This is a genomic window from Vibrio sp. QJM3NY_21 (genome assembly GCF_057785975.1).
The window spans coordinates 2,618,134-2,638,997 of sequence record NZ_CM173513.1; the positions used below are offsets into that span (position 1 = coordinate 2,618,134).

A 20,864-nucleotide genomic window follows, 5' to 3' on the forward strand; every position below is an offset into this window, starting at 1 on the left:
GAAGCAAAACGGTAAGTTTCGGTATAACGTTTAAAAATCATACAACTGGAGACGATAGGTTCATAGTACCAGCTGATTAGGTCGAGCATTCTATCACATTAATATTCAATTTGGCTGAAATTAAGACTAAAGAATGTATCGACAGCGTTTGCGTTCGTCTTGTTAGCAACTTTAGCAACATTTCGATGAAGTTAAGCGACGTTCATAAAAAAAGCCCGCATTGGCGAGCTTTTATTCATAATTATGGGCTTAGCCCAAAGTCGAAAGACTAACGTTTTGTTAGTAGCTCGTTGATTGCACCTAAGAATTGTGACGGATCTTCCATTGAGCCCTTTTCAGCCAGCATAGCCTGGCCAAGTAATAGCTCAACCCAGCGACCAAACGCTTGTTCGTCCGCTTCATCAGCCATCTGCTTCACCAGTGCGTGCTCAGGGTTAATCTCAAAGATGTACTTAACTTCAGGTGCAGCTTGACCCGCAGCTTCAAGAAGCTTAGCCATTTGCGTGCCCATTTCGAAGTCGTCAGTGACTACAACCGCTGGCGTTGTCGCTAGCTTGAAAGTGGTACGAACTTCTTTAACACGATCACCTAGGTAAGATTGAGTGCGCTCAACAACAGATTTGAACTCTTCTTCTGCCTCTTTTTGCTTCTCTTTCTCTTCTTCGCCTTCGAACTTGCTTAGGTCTAAGCCCGCTTTGGTGATCGATTGGAACTGCTTACCATCAAAATCAGTCAGGTAGTTCATTACGTACTCATCAATACGATCGTACATTAGAACCACTTCGATACCTTTTGCTTTGAACTGCTCCAAATGCGGGCTGTTCTTAGCGGCAGCGTAGTTATCTGCTGTTAGGTAATAAATCTTGTCTTGACCTTCCTTCATACGTTCAACATAAGACACTAGGCTGATAGCTTGGTCAGCAGAGTCAACTTCCGTTGATGAGAAGCGAAGTAAACCAGCTATTTTTTCTTTGTTCGCCATGTCTTCCGCTGGGCCTTCTTTCAGTACAAGGCCAAACTCTTTCCAAAACTCTAGGTACTTATCATTGTCATTCTTCGCCATGCGCTCAAGCATAGTCAGGACACGCTTGGTACATGCGCCACGAAGAGACTGAGTTACCTTATTATCTTGCAAGATTTCACGGGACACGTTCAGTGGTAGATCGTTTGAGTCAATCAAGCCGCGAACGAAACGCATGTAAGATGGCATGAACTGCTCTGCATCATCCATGATGAATACTCGCTGTACATAAAGCTTAAGGCCGCTCTTATGGTCACGATTCATCATATCCCAAGGTGCTTTAGCTGGGATGTAAAGTAGGCTTGTGTAGTCGTTCTTACCTTCAACTTTGTTATGGCTCCACGTTAGTGGATCAGCAAAGTCGTGAGATACGTGCTTGTAAAACTCTTGGTACTCTTCTTTCTCGATATCAGACTTGTTACGAGTCCAAAGCGCTTGAGCCTTGTTAATCTGTTCCCAATGTTTCTCTTCGGTGTCTTTACCTTCGTCATCTTTAACCGCAGTTAAGATTGAAACAGGGATACCGATGTGATCAGAGTATTTACCAATGACTTCACGCAGACGCCATTCATTTAGGAATTCTTTACCGTCTTCGCGCATATGAAGAATGATATCAGTACCACGAGACTCTTTAGTGATGTCTTCGATGGTGTAATCACCTTCCCCTGCAGAGTGCCACTGAACTGCTTCATTACTCGCTAGACCTGCTGCACGTGTGCGAACCGTTACCGCGTCTGCAACGATGAATGCAGAATAGAAACCAACACCAAATTGACCAATCAATTGAGAGTCTTTGCTTTGGTCTTCAGACAGCTTTGAGAAAAAGTCTGCAGTACCCGATTTAGCAATCGTACCTAAATGCTCAATAACGTTGTCGCGGCTCATGCCGATGCCGTTATCTGAAATCGTTAAAGTATTGGTTTCAGCGCTAAAAGATAATTTTACGCCTAGGTCTGCATCACCTTGGTAAAGGTCACCGTTTGACAAGGCTTGGAAACGAAGCTTATCAGCCGCGTCAGATGCATTAGAGATCAGCTCACGTAAGAAGATTTCTTTATTTGAATACAGTGAGTGAATCATTAGGTGAAGTAGTTGTTTTACTTCAGATTGAAAGCCACGAGTCTCTTTATTTTGCGTTGCTGTTTCGCTCATTTTTACTCCAAAACATCTATACTTTATGTTGAATACCATAGGGGCGTAACACTTGATGCCACTCTTATGTTCATTAACATGAGGATGACAAATGTAAATTCAAGGTCAAAAATCATAAAAACACTGTTTTTTTGATCTGTTTTTATTATCCTTGAGTCTGATAAATATAAAAGAACATAAAAGAAGCCATGATTTGGTGAAGAATTAACGGAACTTCACCTGAGATTTGTCTATTTCGCACTCAAAATCATCCAAAATAGAAGAATTCAATGAGCAATATCGGCACAAAGTTTATTCTCGCACAGCGGTTCGTATTCGACCCAAATAGCAATTCACTTGTTGATCAAATGAGCGACGGCGAAGTCGTGCGCCTTGGCAGCAATGAAAGCCGCATTCTCCTGATGCTGTCAGAAAGACCCAATGAAGTTATCACTCGTAATGAATTGCACGAGTATGTTTGGCGAGATCAAGGCTTTGAGGTTGATGACTCAAGCTTAACGCAAGCAGTTTCGACCCTGAGAAAGATGCTCAAGGACTCGACCAAATCTCCAGAATTCGTAAAAACGGTACCTAAACGCGGTTACCAATTTATTGCAACCGTTGAACGCTCTGCACCACTTTCATCAAATGATCAGCCAGTAGCGGCTGAAATTGCAGAAAATGACGTAGAACCTATCTTAACGTTTGCAACGCCTACAATGACCGAAGAAGCAATGACTGAAGCTGTTGAGCCCGAGTCAATTACAAAGTTTCAAGAAACCAAAGTTGAAGTAGAACCAGCAACAACACCAACTGCGACCCCGGTTAAAAGCACCAATAAGTGGTTAGCGTTTTCGTTATTGCTTGCGGCTTTCATCATGCCCATTCTGGTTTTAACGTTTACTAACCCCGCAGAATCCGAGTTCAGAACATTGACTGAAGTGGATGGTGTAAAAATTCAAACCCCAATCAATCATCCTGATCTCAGCAGTTGGCTACCTGCGATAGAGAAGTGTGTATTGCGTTACAACACCAATCACACTGGCATGCTGAAACCGACTGAGGTGATTGCAACTGGTGGACAAACCAACAACCTTGCCCTCAACTACATTCACCCGCAAGATTACTCTAGCGAAAATGTAACCCTAAGAATTTACGCAAACCAGTCGGATGTAAACGACATTTGTAACGGTGGTCAGTAACATGAAATTAAAAGTATCGATTATTTTACTGGTTCTATCTGCATTTTTAAGTGGTTGGTTATATTGGGGCAGCGATGCAAAAGTAGAGCGCTTGCTCACTCAGCATGAATGGCAATCGAAAATGGTGACTCTGATTAGCGATAACAAGCAAGCTGATTCAATCGGGCCGCTTCGTAAAGTTGAATTGTCATCGAATGCGAAATACCTACCAAATGGTACGTACCTGAGAATGTCAGTGGTTAGGCTGTACAGCACTCAAACTGCACCTGCGAATGTGATCAACATATCTGAAACAGGTCAGTGGGATATTAACGATAACTATTTACTGATTTCGCCAACGGAGTTTAAAGATGTAACTTCGGCTGAGCGCCAAGACTTTTCGGAAGAGCAACTCGAACTTATCACTCAAGTGATTAAGATGGATGCAGAGCAAAGCCGACGCATTGATATTATTAATCAGAAAGCACTGCTGCTCACTAGCTTAAATCACGGTTCTACCGTTTTGTTCTCAAACTAAAACTCTGCAGTTATTTTTGTATAGAAATAGCTGAATACCATTAAACGGTAAACCAATAGAAAAGGGGCATGATGCCCCTTTTTTGTTAGCCGTTGGTATCAAATTACGGATGTAGCATTTTAAGGATTAACTATGAATACGAATCAACCAAATCTGACGCCAGCTAAAGAGACAGCAACAAAAGCGACAATCGCAATACACTATTGCCGTCAGTGTAATTGGATGCTTCGTTCAAGTTGGTTATGCCAAGAGCTGCTGCATACCTTTAGCGAAGAAATTGAACAAGTGAGCTTGCATCCAGACACCGGAGGCAGGTTCGAAATCTTTTGTAATGGTGTGCAGATTTGGGAAAGAAAGGCTGACGGAGGCTTTCCTGAAGCGAAAGTTCTGAAGCAAAGAGTGCGAAACATCATTGCTCCAGACAGAGACCTCGGCCACGTAGACTCAAAGTGAGCCTTTTCTAACGCCGCCGATTGAGTTTATTTAAAGCTCGCCACTCACAATTACGTCACCTTCAAGGCTAATGACTTTAAAGGTATTATTTTCATAGATGCCATGGCTCGCTGCGTGACCATCTCGTGGGAATGTCACCGAACTAGGGTTAAAGATAAAGATATCATCTTGGTATTCGGCAACTGGAATATGGGTATGTCCATGGGCAATAATATCACCCGCTTTTAGTGCTGGTCGTTTAGTGGTGTTATACAAATGACCATGGGTTAGAAAGATACGCTGACCTGATTCCAATAACACCCATGAGTAATCCATCATCATTGGAAAAGACAACAACATCTGATCCACTTCACTGTCACAGTTACCACGAACGGCAATGATCTCTTGAGAAAACGCATTCAACTTCTCTGCAACCGCCGGCGGATTGTATCCTTCGGGAATCGGGTTTCTTGGACCATGATTCAGAATGTCACCCAATAGCACTAAATATTGCGCACCAGACGCTATGTAGAGTTCTAATACCTTTTCTGTTGCTGGCAACGAACCGTGTAGGTCTGAAGCAAAAAATAATTTCACACGTACTTCTCCATAAAATTTATGAGCCTATTGTACGTATCTAAATGCTACACGTCATCTCTCACCATACCGTTGATCACGATATTATTGTAACTAACCATACCGACTATTTTGTTATCACGAACTACTGGCGCGCGACTGATACCAAAGCGTTCAAACAGGCGAGCGCAATACTTTACGTTCATCTCAGCAGACACGCTTAGCGCTGGCTTGGTCATGATTTCATAAACATTGGTTCGCTTGGGAGATCGATTCTTAGCCAACACTTTCTTTGCTATATCATTCATCAACACGATACCGTACTCATCATCCTCGTGGCGTTTATCGACAATGATTGCCTTCACTTTGTGCTTCTTCGCCATCTCTATCGCTTCTAACACCGTAGTTAGCCCATCGATAATCACATACGTATTGGCCATGACATCGCCTACTCGGATCTTTTCACTGGTACTCATAGCTCATCCTCCACAACCTTTGTTAACGTCTCAACTTGGTGCGCAACGCCTACTGCATCTTCCACATCTATCTGTACTGCAATACCCTGTCCCGATTCTTGGTCAAACTCCCCCACTTCACTAATTCTTTCGAGAATATGCCTTGCTAGATGCTCCTCAACGACAAACAGCAGCACATCTTTTTGCACCTCTAATGTTAATCCGAAGAAGGTGCGCTTTTGGTTTAAGCCCTGCCCTCTGGCATTATTAATCACGGTTGCTCCGGTTGCGCCCGCATCACGCGCGGCATCGAGCACAATGTCGGTTTTGCTCTCTTCTACAAACGCTAGGATAAGTTTAAAGCGCATCTTTGCTCTCCTTAGAGGTGTGTAAACGGTTTAACCATTGGGTTATTTGGGCGTAGCTCATCACCGAAATGATGGGGAACAAACTCGCAAAGGCGATTAAGCCGAAACCGTCTATTACTGGATTTCGCCCTGGTACAGTTGAAGCAAGCCCTAATCCAAGAGCCGTCACTAAAGGCACAGTCACGGTAGATGTCGTAACCCCGCCTGAATCGTAGGCCAATGGAATGATCAATTTGGGGGCGTAAAAGGTTTGAATCACAACAATTACATAGCCACAAATAATGTAGTAATGGATAGGATCGCCCGCAACAATACGGTAGCTACCCAATGAGATACCGATGGCAACGCCTAATGCCACAGCGATTCTCAGTCCGTTAACACTGATACTGCCACCGGATACTTGGTTTGCCTTAATCGCTACAGCAATCAAAGAAGGCTCGGCTATCGTGGTACTAAAACCAATACAAAACGCAAACAGGTAAACCCAGTAATAATCAAACCAAGCCAATGAAAGACCAGAGCTGATCTTAAACTCAGTCAAAAAGCTTGGTTCGGTGAGTTGCATTGCCATCGTCTCCCCTAGAGGGAATAACGCGAGCTCCAACCCCATCAAAAAGAGTGATAAGCCAAGAATGACGTAAAAGAAACCGATGAGCACTTTGGCAAGGTTATTGACAGGCTTACGCAGTACCGCTAACTGAAAACCGAAGATGATCACCGCAATCGGAATCACATCCATTACAGTGCCTAGAAAGGTGTCGATAAATTGCTGCACACTGATCATGTCACCACCATCCCGTACACCATGACAAACATCATCGGCAGAAGTGAAGCAAACGCGATCAATCCAAAGCCATCAATCATAGGATTTCGTCCTTTAATCGCAGAGGCTAAACCTACGCCTAATGCGGTCACTAACGGAACGGTGATCGTCGATGTTGTCACGCCGCCAGAGTCGTACGCAATCCCAATAATGTTTTCCGGGGCAAATGCAGTGAGCACCACAACTCCAATATAACCACCGATGATCATGTACTGAATTGGCCAACCTTTTAAGATCCGAAGTACACCTAATAGAATGGCAATACCGACCGATAACGCCACGGTGAAGCGCAGGCCATCGGCATATTGTTCCCTTTCATCTAAAGAGTTGGGAATAACACCACCTTCAGCTGCAACTTCTGCTGCTTCAGCAGCCACTGCGGTTAACGCGGGTTCGGCAATGGTGGTACCAAAGCCTAAACAAAAAGCGAAGGTCAATAACCAAAATACGCTCCCCTTACGAGCAAAAGCTTGAGCCATAGACTCGCCAATTGGGAACAGACCCATTTCAAGGCCAAAGATAAAAAAAGTCAGTCCAAAAACCACCAGCACTAAGCCAGTTAGAATAGACAAAAGATGAGGGAGTGGCTCTTGCAAAACAGCAAGCTGGAAGAAAGCAATCACCGCCACGATCGGCAAGAGATCCCTTAGACTACCTAACATGGCTCGAAACAAAGCAAGCACTGCCGTCATCGCAACTCCTAGTCATTGAAATTGTATCTGGTTATTAATTACTAATAATCATGGCAAATCCTTATCATTCCTTATGTGACAAATATTACGCAGTTGGTAACATATCCGAGTAAAGTCCATAAGTGTGATAGCGGTATACATCCTAACTTGATGAATTTAATTTCATTCTTTCGTAAATTGATACGGCGTAATTTGGGTATCACACGATTGAAACCAACTGATCGTTATAGTGATTTTTTCGTATTGATTGGCGTTCAAAAACAAGCCATGTCTATAATTATGTTTAATAGGGAGATTGGTATGAAGATATTGTTAACTGGTGGTACGGGATTTATTGGTTCTGAATTGGTCAAAAGCTGGAACACTGACGACGTGACATTATTGACGCGGAGCCCCGAAAAAGCGAAACAAAACCTAAATCATCTGAACCAGAATAACCTTCATTACATTCAATCTCTTGATGAACTGAGCGATCTCAATGACTTCGATGTAGTGGTCAACCTTGCTGGCGAACCTATCGCTGACAAGCGTTGGAGTGCGGAGCAAAAAGAGAGGATCTGTAACAGCCGCTGGCACATTACTGAAAAACTGGTCGAGTTAATTCATACCAGCAGCAACCCGCCGAAGGCTTTTATTAGCGGCTCAGCCGTGGGTTACTATGGTGATCAACAGCAACATCCGTTTGACGAATCACTACAAGTAGAAGATGAAAGCTTTCCTCACAAAGTTTGCGCTCATTGGGAAGAGATAGCCAAGAGAGCACAATCAGAAAGAACACGCGTGATACTACTGCGAACAGGTATTGTACTTGGTGAAAATGGCGGTGCGCTCAAAAAGATGCTTATGCCGTACAAACTAGGAGTTGGTGGACCGCTAGGTTCAGGCGAGCAATACATGCCTTGGATTCACATGCTGGATATGGTGAGAGGCATCAACCACTTATTGTCGATGCCTCACGCTCAAGGGGAATTTAATATGTGTGCCCCACACCCTGTCACCAACAAGCTGTTCAGCAGCACACTCGCCAAACAACTACGCCGACCTCATTTATTGTTCACGCCTAAATGGGCAATGTCGCTTCTTATGGGTGAATCTTCTTGTCTGCTCTTTGACAGCATTCGTTCCAAACCAAAGAAGCTCACTGAAACGGGATTTATCTTTAGTTACTCAAGAATCGAACCGGCACTAAAAAACTTGTTACAACATCAAGACTAATTCTTTACTCTAAAGCGATAGAGACTCTAATAAAGGATTAAGTGTGAACAAGTCGATTCTTATCACTGGTTGCTCAACAGGCATTGGCTATACATGTGCTCATGCACTTCAAAAAAGTGGCTTTCATGTCATTGCATCTTGCCGTGACCCACAGGATGTTCAACGCCTTCAAGATGAAGGCCTCACTTGTATTCAATTAGATCTTTCCAACCAAGAGAGTATCGAGAATGGCGCCAAGCTTGCAATTGCACTCGCACCTAACGGGTTGTATGGGTTATTCAATAACGGCGCTTACGGTCAAGCAGGCGCGCTAGAAGACTTACCGACCCAAGGTCTTAGGGAGCAATTCGAAACCAACTTCTTTGGTTGGCATCATCTTGTTTGTCAGATACTCCCGCACATGCGCGAACGTGGTGAAGGCCGAATCGTGCAAAACAGTTCCGTATTAGGTTTTGCCGCCATGAAATATCGTGGCGCTTATAATGCGTCAAAGTTCGCTATTGAAGGCTGGACGGATACCTTGCGTTTAGAGCTGCATGGCAGCGGTATACACATCTCGTTACTGCAACCTGGGCCAATTGAGACTCAATTTAGAACCAATGCCCTGAAAGCATTCAATAAATGGATCAACATTTCTGGCAGTGCTCACCAAGACGCTTACCAACAACAAAAAGACCGACTCGAAAATGAGTCATCGAACAACGCTTTTGTTCTGCCACCTGAGAGTTGTATCGAACCTGTATTTCACGCACTTTCGGCCAATAAACCCAAGCTAAGATACCGAGTTACGACTCCGACTAAAGTGTTCGCGGTATTGAAAAGGATTCTACCGAGTCGCTGGCTAGACCCTATTTTGAGAAAAGCTGCATAATTTTCTAACTTTGAATGCACAGTCGCAAACTTTAATGTAACGATGTAATTTTTCCGTAACAATAAGATGTCATGATTTATCCTATCTCATCAATTACTCCCAATTGGTGAATCTAATCTGGATATTTCATGACTTTAAACCGCCTTAATTGGGTAGGTGTGAGTGTGGCGATTACGTTGTTTATTCTGTTTTGAGTATCTCACGCAATACCTCACTGACCACCTCAATGATTACGCTATGCCTTCTATGTAGAGATAAACATCCTATCAACGTCGAAGCATAGCGTTTTTTTATTTTTGTCTCTTTTTATCTGAGATACCCCAGTTAGATCTTGAAGTTACCGACTTATCCCCCCATATTTGCAACGTATCCATAAACAAACCTCAAGGAACGTAAATGCAATCTCCGCATATTGTTGAACTTAATGAGCAGAACTTTCGTCAAGTATTAGAAGGTTCGATGCAGACCCCTGTACTCATCCAATTTTGGGCACCAATGAGCCAAGAGAGCGCCCAAGTCATTCCTGAACTGCAAACATTAACTCAGCAATACAATGGCGCTTTCACCCTAGCCCTATTGAACTGTGAGCAGGAGCAAGCCATTGCTAGCCAATTTGGGGTTCAAGCACTACCGACTATTGCACTGTTTGTTAACGGTCAGCCTGTCGATGGGCTTGGTGGCCCTCAGAGCTTAGAAGCCATTGTTGAAATGCTAAACAAGCACCTTCCTAGCCAAGATGAACTGGCATTACGTCAAGCTCTGGAACAAATGCAAGCAGGTGAGCACACGCAAGCACTAGCAGCTATGCAGCAACTCCCAGCAGAACTGACGAATAAAGGTGAAGTAAAACTGGCGATCGCAGAGTGTTTGTTAGAAACGCAACAGTTTGATCTGGCTGAAACTCAGCTAGCCACCATTCCTCTAGAGTACCAAGACAACTACTACAAAGGCTTAGTCGCGAAACTTGAACTTCACAAGCAAGCAGCAGACAGCCCTGAAATACAGGCATTAGAAACCGCTCTGCAGCAAGACCCGAATGACGCTAAGACTGCCTCTGAGTTAGCATTGCAATATCACCAAGTGAACCGCAACGAAGAAGCGATGGAGCTGTTGTGGTCTTTCCTAGCAAAAGATCTAAATACTTGCGATGGCGATATGAAAAAGGAGTTCATGGACATCTTAAGTGCGCTTGGGCAAGGAAACCCAGTTGCCAGTAAGTACCGTCGACAACTGTACTCTCTGCTTTACTAACAAAACCCTAAAATCGTTAGATTGAACATCGAAAACTGACAATTTAATCAATTAGTTTATCGAATTAAATAGTATAAAATGGGCCATAAAATCAATATTTTATGGCCCATTTCTCGTTTATAAATTTGCTCAGAATTTAAATATGAGCCAGTATCAATAGTGAACTATCAAAAACTTAAACTTGCAAAGGATTTTGTATGGCTATTGATACATTGATTACTATTGGCGTCTTTACTGTCGTCGCACTACTGTTCATTTTCGCTGGTGTCAAAACCGTTCCACAGGGCAATAACTGGACCGTAGAACGCTTTGGCCGCTATACACAGACACTCAAACCAGGCCTAAACCTGATCATTCCATTTATCGATAAAGTCGGACAACGCATCAGTATGATGGAACGAGTTCTCGATATCCCAGCTCAAGAAGTCATCTCCAAAGATAATGCTAATGTCATGATTGATGCAGTTTGCTTCGTACAAGTTATCGATGCACCGAAAGCGGCTTATGAAGTAAATGACCTTGAGCATGCGATCCGTAATTTAACCCTCACCAATATCCGTACTGTGCTTGGCTCTATGGAACTGGATGAAATGCTTAGCCAGCGTGACATGATCAATACCAAGCTGCTAAATATCGTGGATGAAGCAACTAACCCATGGGGCGTAAAAGTTACTCGTATCGAAATCAAAGATGTACAGCCACCAGCTGATCTAACCGCCGCGATGAATGCCCAGATGAAAGCTGAGAGAAACAAACGTGCCGACATTTTATCGGCTGAAGGTGTAAGACAAGCTGAGATCCTAAAAGCAGAAGGTCATAAGCAATCAGAAATCTTAAAAGCAGAAGGTCAAAAGCAAGCAGCAATCCTGCAAGCAGAAGCTCGTGAGCGTGCAGCAGAAGCAGAAGCTAAAGCAACAGAAATGGTCTCGACAGCCATCGCTCAAGGTGATATGCAAGCGGTCAATTACTTTATTGCACAAGGTTACACCGACGCACTGAAGTCTATTGGCCAAGCTGAAAACGGCAAGATAATCATGCTACCACTCGAAGCGACTGGCCTAATGGGTTCTGTTGCAGGTATCGCAGAGATGTTTGCACAAAGCAACGACAAGGGTAGTAAGGACTAACTTATGTTCGAGTTACTAGAGCAAGTAAACCACTGGCATTGGTTAGCATTTGGTCTAGCGCTGCTAGCCCTAGAGCTGGTTGGTACTGCTGGTTACTTTTTGTGGATAGGCATATCAGCCATGTTGGTCGGAGCGCTATTAGGCGCGCTACCAATCGGTTGGCAGATGCAATGGTTGTCCTTTGCGAGTTTTTCACTTATCACCACTTGGTTGTGGTGGAGAAGACAACTATCTAATGACAAGCAGTCAGACGCTGGACGAGAGCTAAATCAAAGAGAAAAACAACTTGTAGGGCAAACAACTCGAGTCGATACTGACATTCAAAAAGGCAAGTGTCGTATCCGTCTAGGTGATACTACGTGGTCAGCTGTTAGTGCTGACGACTTAGAAGCAGGCACAGAGGTGATCGTCACTGCTGTAGATGGCATAGTATTAACGATTACTCCAACTAAAGAGTAATTCAAGCATTCCTTATTAAAGCCATAAGTAACAAAATTATGGCTTTTTCTCTACAAGTGAATCAATGATCGGGCAATGGCTATTTGAGTCACCTGGACATTGTTCAACCCACTCTTTTAATGTCTTCTGAATTGCCAATAGATCTTCAATTTTTTTGTTTACTTCTTCCAATTTACTAAGCGCTTTTGCTTTAACGTCGGCACTTTCTCGACTAGGATTGTCAGCTAATTCAACAAGCGCACGGCATTCATCAAGCGAAAAACCAGCGCTTCTTGCTTTCGCAACGATCCCAAGCTCTTTAATCTGCTTCTTATCATAACTTCTATAACCATTTTCCGAGCGGAAAGGCGCAGTGATAACCCCTTTGTCTTCGTAAAGACGAATAGATTTCGTTGATAAGTTAGTAAGCTTAGCCGCTTCACTTATGTTCATGATATTACTCTAATAACCAGTTGCACTTTATGCATTTATGAACCTTTACTGCCTTTGATGCAAGAAAAAATAATACGCCTAGAGTTCGTCAATACATAACAAATATAATTTGAGAAAATAAAGTCTTCTGTTTATAACCGTTTTGCTTTCAACAAAGAAAATACCTTCCATTTACGGACACTTCCAGACACCACGAATCAATAAGTTACTGATTGATATGTTGAAATTAACTTTTGTTATTTTTCATTAAAAATTTTTATAGAACTTTGATCTTTCATCAACCGTATACATAATTGAGTATTAAGCATGACGTCTAATGCTATTTATTTTTTGGTAAGTGTAAAGGATGGCAAACATGAAACTTTTAACTTTAGCGCTAGCTTCAGTATTTATTTTTTCAGCTCCAGTCTCTATTGCGCAAAACAACTCAGGGAAAGTATTTGGTGCAGGTGTTCAGTGCACATTTAGTGACGGGGCAGTAAAACATCTCCCCCGTGAATTATGTAAGGCTTATGGTGGTTCTCATCAATAAAGCTTCATTTGGTAGGTAGGGGTTAAAATACTTCAACCTACCTAACTCGGTAAAAATCAGCTCCAATAAATGCGTCCCATCCTCTTTGCCACTCAGCTTTGATCATCACCTCCCGAGGCATATCTGCACATTGTTCTGTGTACCTTGTTCCTTTGATGCCTTTTTCAAAAGCTTTATAAGGATCACAGAACTCTGATTTTCCTTTTTCATATCCGGCAAGATAAGCAGATTCATCAAACTCCACCTTTTCTTGTATATCAACTAATGAGTCATTATCTATCGCGTAGCCACGGGATCCAAAACGCTCCCCTTGACCATACCAAAACTCAGATGCTGTTTTCGGTGAAGAAGTGCATGCTGCTATGCTAAAAGCAATTAGTGTAACGGGAATAATACGTTTCATAAATATCTCCTAAAAAGCAAAAAAGCTGGGCAAATGCCCAGCTTTATCTATTTCATATCTAACTTATTTAACTCCGAAAGGAATTGTTAGTGCTAGTTTGAAATCAGTTTCATCATTAAACGCGTTTGAGTAAGCGCCCCAATCTGGCGCGTCTGAATCATTAAAGAAGTTAGTGTAGTAGAAGCTGATGTTAGCATCTTTCAATGCACCAGCTTGAATTGCGTAGTTTGCGAAGAAGCTGTATGCATATTCTACTAGCTCATCGTAACCGTCTGCTTTCGCACCCGCACCGTAAGCACCACTCACACCAGCGCTGAAGCCTGTACCACCAACATCAGAGAAATCACGAGTTGAAGATAGGAAGAACGCATATTCGCCATCGTGGTTAAAGTCAGAACGGTTGTTCCACCAAACGTCGTAAGCACCGTTTGAACCACCATACTGTTCTGTTAGGCGGTAAGCCATGTTACCAACATTGCCACGAGTATCTTCAGAGTCAGCAACTGTATATGTCGCTTCAGCACGGAAGCTGTATTGACCCATAGTTTTAGACGTTAATAATGCCGCTTGGAAAGCTGTGCTGTCATATTGGTTGTCATCATCAACTACATATAGTTGTGGAGACCAGAATAGGCCGCCATCTGTCGTGCCTTTAACTTTAGCATGGAAGTTTTTACGATCACCGTCAGTCAAGCCACCGTAACCAACATCAAGTCCAATTCCATTACTTAGAGTATAACGAGCACCCATCGAGTATACATCGCCTACGTCTTTACCAGGGCTGCCCCAGAAAGAGCCATCGCGGAATTCATATGTTTCTTTGAACCAAGGGGCTTTGTACTGGTCTGCATAAACGAAACCAACAGAAAGGTCACCAAAGTTACCACCGATCTCACCACCACGGTATGTACCAGGAGCAAATGACCAGTTAACGCCTAAAGAACTAGGTACAGACGGTTGGAAGTAACCAAGTTGCGCATTGATGTTCTCGCCAAGCTTGAATTTTAATGCTGCTTTAGCGAAAGAAACACCGTTGTCAGTTTGGTAAGAATCACAGCCTGTACTTGCACCGTAAGCAGAATCACAGTCAAAAAAGTTCATCTCGTGTTCAAATGAACCGCCAGTTTCTTCACCAGCCCACATGTCGAATGTGCTATACACTACTGCGTCAAAACCAACTACATCCGCAACATAACCAGAGTGAAAACCCAAATTAGCAAAAATAGAACCGTGATCTAAATTTGTGGTTTTAGCAGTATCTGGCCCAGCAATTGGATTACCACCACCATCTTTTGGCTTGCCAGCTCGGTCACGAGCACGCATGAAAAAGTTTAGGTTGCCACTAATTGTAGATTCAGAGAAAAACTCTGATGCCTGACTTGCATACTCAGGACCGATTGGATCTTCAGCCATAGCTGGAGCAGCAGAAAGTGCACCCACCATTGCTGCAGTAATCGCAGATACTTTGAAAATTTTGTTTTCCATGGAATAAAACTCCTAAAAATGGATATAGCTGTTTGAATATTCCCCGCCTAAAGTTGGCCGCCGTAGAGAGAAATACCTTTTCTTGTTTGAGAACCCTAAACTCGAATTCTCTATTTCCTTTCTGGTTATGCACATCGTGTGCATCCATGGCATTAAGACTAACTTCGCCCTCAAAAAGATCAATGAGAACTTAATTTTCATCTAAAAAAATATGAGTTGGTGCAAATTTAGTAGGTACTTAGTGATCCAGATCGATAAATTGTAAAGATCATAACCGGAAATGATAAATTAAATTAATATCAACCACTTACACATAATTCACCCTTAAAAAATAGAAGTGACTCGCATTTTCAATACAACTACAACGGCATTTCATTAATGTTGAGCAGCGTCACTGTCCTGATTTTAGAGTTCGTATAGGAACAAAATTCTCAACAATTAAAAAGCCATCATTTTTATATCAGAAACAAAAAAGGCACTCCGTTGAAAGGAGTGCCTTTGAGCTTTTTTTATCTGTATTTACTTACGAAATAAGGGCAATTAGATCTTCTTCCGTTCTTATTTCGATACCTAAATCTTGTGCTTTAGTCAGTTTAGAACCAGCGGCTTCACCAGCGAATAATATGTCGGTTTTCTTAGAAACACTGCCTGTCACTTTTGCACCTAAAGCTTGTAACGCAGCTTTAGCTTCACTTCGACCAAGTTGAGATAGAGAGCCTGTTAATACAACCACTTTCCCTTCTAACGGTAGCTCTTGATCATCTGCAGCTTCTTCGATTGCAGGCCAGTTAACACCAAGCTCTAGCAACTGCTCGACTACGGCTCTGTTTTTCTCCTGCGAGAAGAAGCTCGTGAGATGACTTGCTACGATGTCACCAATATCTGACACTTCAACCAACTGTTCATGAGTTGCTGCTTGAACCAACTCCAGCGTCTTAAAGTGCTGAGCTAAGTTCATAGCCGTCGCTTCACCCACTTCGCGAATCCCTAAAGAATAAAGGAAACGCGCTAATGTCGTGTCTTTAGCTTTATTAAGCGCACTCACTACATTCTGCGCTGATTTAGGCCCCATTCGGTCAAGAACCGTAATCACGCCCGCACTTAACTTAAAGAGATCGGCTGGAGTTTCTACCATTTCACGGTCTACAAGCTGCTCTATCACTTTTACGCCAAGGCCATCAACATCCAGAGCCTTTCTAGACACAAAGTGCTTAAGCGCTTCTTTACGCTGTGCCTGACAGACTAAGCCACCAGTACAACGCGCTACAGCCTCTCCCTCAACGCGCTCTACTGCAGAGTTACATACTGGGCAAGCATCAGGGAATACAATGTCTCTAGCGCTATCAGGGCGGCGATCTTGCACAACAGCTACAATCTGTGGAATAACATCACCAGCACGACGAATGATTACGCTATCTCCGACCTTCACACCTAAGCGAGCAATTTCATCAGCGTTGTGCAACGTAGCATTACTTACCGTCACACCACCAACAAAGATAGGTTCTAGTTTAGCCACCGGCGTAATCGCGCCTGTACGACCCACCTGAAACTCAACATCGTTAAGTAACGTAATCTCTTCTTGAGCGGGAAACTTGTATGCAATCGCCCAGCGCGGCGCTCGTGCCACAAAGCCTAGAGTTACTTGTGCGGCAATGTCATCAACCTTAATCACCACCCCATCAATTTCATAAGCCAAGGCGTCACGACGAGTCATAATATCTTGATAGTACGCTTTTACGTCCTCAATCGAGCTTAATTGCTTAGTTTCAGGACACATTGGCAAACCCCAGCCTTTCAGCTGCAAGAAGCGTTGATAGTGGCTATTCGAAAGCTCAGCTCCTTGAACAACACCGACACTGTATGCGTAGAAAGCCAGTGGACGTTTCGCTGTAATGCGAGAGTCAAGTTGACGCAGGCTACCTGCAGCGGCGTTGCGTGGGTTAACAAAAACTTTGTCGCCTTTCTTCAAAGCCATCTCATTCAGTTTATCGAAGCCTGCTTTAGGCATAAACACTTCACCACGAACCTCAATGCGTTCTGGCCAACCTTCGCCTTGCAACTTAAGCGGAATCGAGCTGATCGTTCGTACGTTTTCTGTGATGTTTTCGCCAGTAGCGCCATCACCACGCGTTGCTGCCTGAACTAAGGTGCCATTTACATAGAGTAGGCTTACCGCTAAGCCATCAAGCTTAGGCTCACAACAGAAAGTCTTAAGATTGGCCATTGGCGCTCTATCAGACATACGCTTATTAAACGCATCCAAATCTTCATCAGAGAATGCATTGTCCAGAGAAAGCATCGGGATCTCATGAGTCACTTGAGTGAAGCCATCGAGAGGCTGACCACCGACACGTTGGCTCGGAGAATCCACCGTCACAAGCTCTGGATTCTCTTCCTCGATCTTTAGCAACTGTTGCATCAATCGATCGTACTCGACATCAGGGATCTCAGGGCTATCTTCTACGTAATAACGAACGGCATGATAGTGCAGAGTTTCTCTTAACTGCTCTAAGGTAACTTGAATCGATTCTTTCATATCATTCTCTGTCGTGATTGAAATATCAAAAAGGGCTCCCTTAGGAGCCCTTTTCTATAAATATAGATTATTTACAAGGCTAAACAATACGGCTAGGCATTCGTAGCGGTCATAAAGTCTCTGATTTGCTTGCGGTAGTCTGACAAACGATTGGGCGTCATTAAGTTACGTGACTCGTCCAAAACGTTTCCGCCCATATCATCAGCAATTTTCTGAGCTGCACTCAGCATTACATTAAAGTTCTGATCGGCTTGACCGTAACAAGGCAGCGTCATGAAGAACGAAATACCTTTCGTTGTAAAGTCAGCGGGATCATCATGTTCTAGAGTTCCCGGCTGCATCATGTTCGCAACACTGAAAATAACTTTTGGCTCATCGCTAGATTGTGCAAAACAGTGGTAGATAGACATCTCACCATAAGTTAGGCCGTTATTCTCCATGCTACGGAAAAGTTCAGTACCCACAAACGGGATCTCTCCAGCACAGTGAACATTGAGAACAATAACTTCTAGGCCAAGCTCTTCATCTGGCTTAGCTTCTTCAGTAGACGCTGCGTTTTGTGTAGCAACGACTTCTTTAGCAACGTCTACTTGAGTAACAAGCGGTTCACTTGGCGTCAGTGCTTTGTTAGGAGCTAGCGGCTCGGTAACCGAATCAGAAGCTTCTTCAAACGAACCGTACTGCTCTTGAAAACCAGCATGACTTTCTTTTTGCTCGTCAGTCAATTCAAAGCTTGGAACCTCTGGTTCAGTGGCCTCTTGTATGTCTTCAGGTTCACTCTCGATCTGAATTGGTTCTTCTTTAACACTGAAGGAAGGAAGATCATTCAATTCGATGTCGTCTTCGATAACTTCTTTCGTTTGTGGCGCAGTAAGCGGATCTGAGTCAATCAGCGGATCAGTCTCAGATGGTGAGACTGCAAAATCCGGCTCTTTACGCTCTTTTCGGATTATCTCAAAATCATCTTCTGGGGCGAATGAACGGTTTGGGATCGTTTCTGCTTCATCTAAGCTGTCGTTATCAAGCTTACCAAGCGGCTTATCTCCAAACTTTGCTTTCCCTTCTTTTTTACTCGTCCATAGACCATGGAACAATAATGCGGCGATAGCTAATGCGCCAACAATAATGAGTACAAATCGCAATTCCTGCATTTTTCGCTCTCAGCTTTCTTAGTCGACTAGCTATAAACACGCTGTCACTAAGTTGGGTTAATTTGGCTAATCTCACTACTCTATCAAAAGTAGCCACTGTTTTAGAACAACTTAATACAATTAGTTCCTTACATGGTGTGATTTTCACCACGCTTTTTTTCTTAATTTCGGTCTAGTACACTAGGGATGTTTGCTATTTAACCAAATTCACATGTGACCTAATTTTAATATGACTATTGAATCTGTTCCCCGCTCAGGCTTTGGCTATTTTATTTTCGGAATAAAAATCGCTTTGTCGCCGAGCATTCGTAAGTTTGTTTTACTTCCACTCATCGCTAACGTGTTACTCGTTGGTGGTGCTTTGTTTTATATCTTTTCCAACCTCAACACTTGGATTGAAGGATGGATTGGTGCATTGCCAAGCTTCTTGTCGTGGTTGTCATACATTTTATGGCCGCTACTTGTCATAACCGTCTTGGCCACGTTCTCGTATTTCTTTAGTACGCTCGCTAACTTCATTGCCGCACCGTTCAATGGATTACTCGCAGAAAAGGTAGAAGAGCTGCTTAGTGGCAAAAAAGTAAATGACGATGGTTTACTTGATGTCCTCAAAGATACGCCACGCATATTAGCGAGAGAATGGCGCAAGCTTGTCTACGTTCTGCCAAAAGCGATCGGTTTATTCCTACTTTTGTTAATTCCAGCACTAGGACAAACCGTTGCACCGTTTTTATGGTTCATCTTCACCGCATGGATGCTCGCTATCCAGTACGCTGATTACCCATTTGATAACCATAAAATCAAATTCGATGATATGAGAAACATTTTGAAACAAAAACAAGGTAAGACCTACAGCTTCGGCGCGCTTGTTTCTGTGTTTACGACAATCCCAATTTTAAACCTAATCGTAGTGCCAGTTGCGGTTTGTGGTGCCACAGCCATGTGGGTTGTTGAATTCAAAGAACAAGCATTACACTCTCATCGATAAACGAGCCAACTTACCTTTCCGCGCCTATCTTTGAGAATCCACTTACCAATAAAGATAGGCGTGAACTCTGCTACATATCTATATGATATAACTTTTTAATCCTTTTACCTTTTTTTCAAGTTGTTTAATCTAAATTCAAGCTGAACAAACATCGAAAGACACTAGACGGTAAAGTGATTGATATACTACGTTTAGTTCTGTCATTAAATGAAGGAATATCGCATGAGCAAGATCTACGAAGACAACACCCTAACGATTGGTAACACACCGCTAGTCCGCCTTAACAAAGTAAGCAAAGGTAACGTCCTAGCTAAGATCGAAGCTCGTAACCCAAGCTTCAGTGTTAAGTGTCGTATCGGTTCAAACATGATCTGGGAAGCAGAAAAAGCAGGTACTCTTAAACCAGGTATCGAGCTTGTTGAACCTACCAGTGGTAACACCGGTGTTGCTCTTGCATTCGTAGCTGCGGCGCGCGGTTACAAGCTAACACTAACTATGCCTGAGTCAATGAGCCTAGAACGTCGTAAGCTACTTAAAGCGCTTGGCGCAAACCTAGTGCTAACTGAAGCACCAAAAGGTATGAACGGCGCAATTGCGAAAGCAGAAGAAATTGTTGCTTCAGACCCAGACAAGTACCTACTACTACAACAGTTCAACAACCCAGCGAACCCACAAATTCACGAGCAGACAACGGGCCCTGAAATTTGGGAAGCAACCGACGGCGAGATCGACGTGTTTGTAGCGGGTGTTGGTACGGGTGGTACTATCACTGGTACAAGTCGTTACATTAAAGGTGAAAAAGGCAAAGCCATCACTTCAGTAGCGGTTGAACCAGCAGAGTCTCCAGTGATTGCACAAGCGCTTGCAGGAGAAGAAATCAAACCCGCTCCGCACAAAATCCAAGGTATCGGTGCAGGTTTCATCCCTGGAAACCTAGATTTAGAGATTATTGACCGAGTTGAATCGGTAACTTCTGAAGAAGCGATTGAGATGGCTCAACGCCTGATGAAAGAGGAAGGTATTCTAGCGGGCATCTCATCTGGCGCAGCAGTAGTAGCGGCGAACAGAATCTCGGAACTACCTGAATTTGCAGGAAAAACTATTGTTACCGTACTGCCAAGCTCTGGCGAACGTTACCTAAGTACAGCCCTATTTGCAGGCATCTTTACGGAGAAAGAGAACCAACAATAATATGTG

At 43.3% G+C, this 20,864-nt stretch carries 22 protein-coding genes; 11 read left to right on the forward strand and 11 right to left on the reverse strand.

Annotation, left to right across the window (positions count from 1 at the left end; translation table 11 throughout):
• Positions 1-268: 268 nt before the first annotated feature.
• Entirely contained in the window at positions 269-2,173 is a 1,905-nt protein-coding gene (gene htpG / locus AC3CID_RS11485; RefSeq protein WP_004734239.1) for a molecular chaperone HtpG, read from the reverse strand.
• Positions 2,174-2,442: 269 nt separating this feature from the next.
• Between htpG and AC3CID_RS11490 the strand changes: the two genes are divergently transcribed.
• The 3 genes from AC3CID_RS11490 to AC3CID_RS11500 all read left to right on the forward strand — a co-directional run bounded on the left by AC3CID_RS11490 (position 2,443) and on the right by AC3CID_RS11500 (position 4,324).
• On the forward strand, positions 2,443-3,354 hold the full coding sequence (locus tag AC3CID_RS11490; protein WP_372244360.1) for a winged helix-turn-helix domain-containing protein: 912 nt from the start codon (positions 2,443-2,445) through the stop codon (positions 3,352-3,354).
• A gap of 1 nt (position 3,355) precedes the next feature.
• Complete coding sequence (locus AC3CID_RS11495) at positions 3,356-3,871, forward strand: regulatory protein ToxS (protein WP_054547640.1); 516 nt, start codon at positions 3,356-3,358, stop codon at positions 3,869-3,871.
• A gap of 132 nt (positions 3,872-4,003) precedes the next feature.
• On the forward strand, positions 4,004-4,324 hold the full coding sequence (locus AC3CID_RS11500) for an Rdx family protein (RefSeq protein ID WP_479297647.1): 321 nt from the start codon (positions 4,004-4,006) through the stop codon (positions 4,322-4,324).
• A gap of 30 nt (positions 4,325-4,354) precedes the next feature.
• Here AC3CID_RS11500 and yfcE read toward each other — a convergent pair whose 3' ends face one another.
• Genes yfcE through AC3CID_RS11525 form a run of 5 tightly spaced genes read right to left on the reverse strand, consistent with a single transcriptional unit; the run spans position 4,355 to position 7,217 of the window.
• Entirely contained in the window at positions 4,355-4,900 is a 546-nt protein-coding gene (gene yfcE / locus AC3CID_RS11505; RefSeq protein ID WP_054547638.1) for a phosphodiesterase, read from the reverse strand.
• Between the two features lie 47 nt (positions 4,901-4,947).
• A complete protein-coding gene (locus tag AC3CID_RS11510) occupies positions 4,948-5,355 on the reverse strand; it encodes a CBS domain-containing protein (protein ID WP_050651629.1) in 408 nt (135 codons plus the stop codon).
• The gene (locus tag AC3CID_RS11515) at positions 5,352-5,702 is read right to left on the reverse strand and encodes a P-II family nitrogen regulator (protein ID WP_004734245.1); all 351 of its coding nucleotides are present in this window, start codon (positions 5,700-5,702) and stop codon (positions 5,352-5,354) included. The genes AC3CID_RS11510 and AC3CID_RS11515 overlap by 4 nt, the downstream gene beginning before the upstream one ends.
• Positions 5,692-6,486, reverse strand: coding sequence for a DUF1538 domain-containing protein (locus AC3CID_RS11520; RefSeq protein WP_017090179.1), 795 nt, complete (start codon positions 6,484-6,486; stop codon positions 5,692-5,694). Before AC3CID_RS11520 ends, AC3CID_RS11515 begins: the two co-directional genes overlap by 11 nt.
• Positions 6,483-7,217 carry a DUF1538 domain-containing protein gene (locus AC3CID_RS11525; protein ID WP_017079455.1) on the reverse strand — a complete coding sequence of 245 codons (735 nt, stop codon included), beginning with the start codon at positions 7,215-7,217 and terminating at the stop codon, positions 6,483-6,485. The genes AC3CID_RS11520 and AC3CID_RS11525 overlap by 4 nt, the downstream gene beginning before the upstream one ends.
• A 300-nt stretch (positions 7,218-7,517) precedes the next feature.
• On the opposite strand from AC3CID_RS11525, the gene AC3CID_RS11530 reads away from it, so the two are divergent.
• The 5 genes from AC3CID_RS11530 to AC3CID_RS11550 all read left to right on the forward strand — a co-directional run bounded on the left by AC3CID_RS11530 (position 7,518) and on the right by AC3CID_RS11550 (position 12,140).
• On the forward strand, positions 7,518-8,432 hold the full coding sequence (locus AC3CID_RS11530; RefSeq protein ID WP_488526567.1) for a TIGR01777 family oxidoreductase: 915 nt from the start codon (positions 7,518-7,520) through the stop codon (positions 8,430-8,432).
• A gap of 43 nt (positions 8,433-8,475) precedes the next feature.
• Entirely contained in the window at positions 8,476-9,303 is an 828-nt protein-coding gene (locus tag AC3CID_RS11535) for an SDR family oxidoreductase (RefSeq protein ID WP_171314081.1), read from the forward strand.
• Between the two features lie 396 nt (positions 9,304-9,699).
• Positions 9,700-10,554: a co-chaperone YbbN gene (locus AC3CID_RS11540; RefSeq protein ID WP_054547634.1), complete on the forward strand. Its 855-nt coding sequence runs from the start codon at positions 9,700-9,702 to the stop codon at positions 10,552-10,554.
• Positions 10,555-10,751: 197 nt separating this feature from the next.
• Entirely contained in the window at positions 10,752-11,681 is a 930-nt protein-coding gene (locus AC3CID_RS11545) for an SPFH domain-containing protein (protein WP_004734251.1), read from the forward strand.
• A 3-nt stretch (positions 11,682-11,684) separates the two neighbouring features.
• Positions 11,685-12,140, forward strand: coding sequence for an NfeD family protein (locus tag AC3CID_RS11550; protein ID WP_146456009.1), 456 nt, complete (start codon positions 11,685-11,687; stop codon positions 12,138-12,140).
• Positions 12,141-12,176: 36 nt separating this feature from the next.
• On the opposite strand, the gene cueR is transcribed toward AC3CID_RS11550, so the two are convergent.
• Positions 12,177-12,572: a Cu(I)-responsive transcriptional regulator gene (gene cueR / locus AC3CID_RS11555; RefSeq protein WP_146456007.1), complete on the reverse strand. Its 396-nt coding sequence runs from the start codon at positions 12,570-12,572 to the stop codon at positions 12,177-12,179.
• Positions 12,573-12,927: 355 nt separating this feature from the next.
• Here cueR and AC3CID_RS11560 point away from each other — a divergent pair, with 355 nt between their 5' ends.
• Positions 12,928-13,104: a hypothetical protein gene (locus AC3CID_RS11560; RefSeq protein ID WP_171312668.1), complete on the forward strand. Its 177-nt coding sequence runs from the start codon at positions 12,928-12,930 to the stop codon at positions 13,102-13,104.
• 37 nt (positions 13,105-13,141) lie between these two features.
• Here the strand turns inward: AC3CID_RS11560 and AC3CID_RS11565 are convergent, their stop codons facing one another.
• From AC3CID_RS11565 to zipA, 4 genes are all read right to left on the reverse strand, one after another.
• Positions 13,142-13,507, reverse strand: a complete 366-nt coding sequence (locus tag AC3CID_RS11565; protein ID WP_488526568.1) for a DUF2799 domain-containing protein — start codon at positions 13,505-13,507, stop codon at positions 13,142-13,144.
• A 63-nt stretch (positions 13,508-13,570) separates the two neighbouring features.
• A complete protein-coding gene (locus AC3CID_RS11570) occupies positions 13,571-14,992 on the reverse strand; it encodes a multidrug transporter (protein ID WP_488526569.1) in 1,422 nt (473 codons plus the stop codon).
• A 523-nt stretch (positions 14,993-15,515) separates the two neighbouring features.
• Positions 15,516-17,528 (reverse strand): NAD-dependent DNA ligase LigA, encoded by a 2,013-nt coding sequence (gene ligA, locus AC3CID_RS11575; RefSeq protein ID WP_488526570.1) that lies wholly within the window; start codon positions 17,526-17,528, stop codon positions 15,516-15,518.
• 92 nt (positions 17,529-17,620) lie between these two features.
• Entirely contained in the window at positions 17,621-18,679 is a 1,059-nt protein-coding gene (zipA, locus tag AC3CID_RS11580) for a cell division protein ZipA (RefSeq protein ID WP_237290329.1), read from the reverse strand.
• A 229-nt stretch (positions 18,680-18,908) separates the two neighbouring features.
• On the opposite strand from zipA, the gene cysZ reads away from it, so the two are divergent.
• Together cysZ and cysK are read left to right on the forward strand one after the other, a co-directional pair.
• A complete protein-coding gene (gene cysZ, locus AC3CID_RS11585; protein ID WP_488526571.1) occupies positions 18,909-19,667 on the forward strand; it encodes a sulfate transporter CysZ in 759 nt (252 codons plus the stop codon).
• Positions 19,668-19,889: 222 nt separating this feature from the next.
• Positions 19,890-20,858 (forward strand): cysteine synthase A, encoded by a 969-nt coding sequence (gene cysK, locus AC3CID_RS11590; RefSeq protein WP_050620962.1) that lies wholly within the window; start codon positions 19,890-19,892, stop codon positions 20,856-20,858.
• The last annotated feature ends 6 nt before the right edge of the window (positions 20,859-20,864 follow it).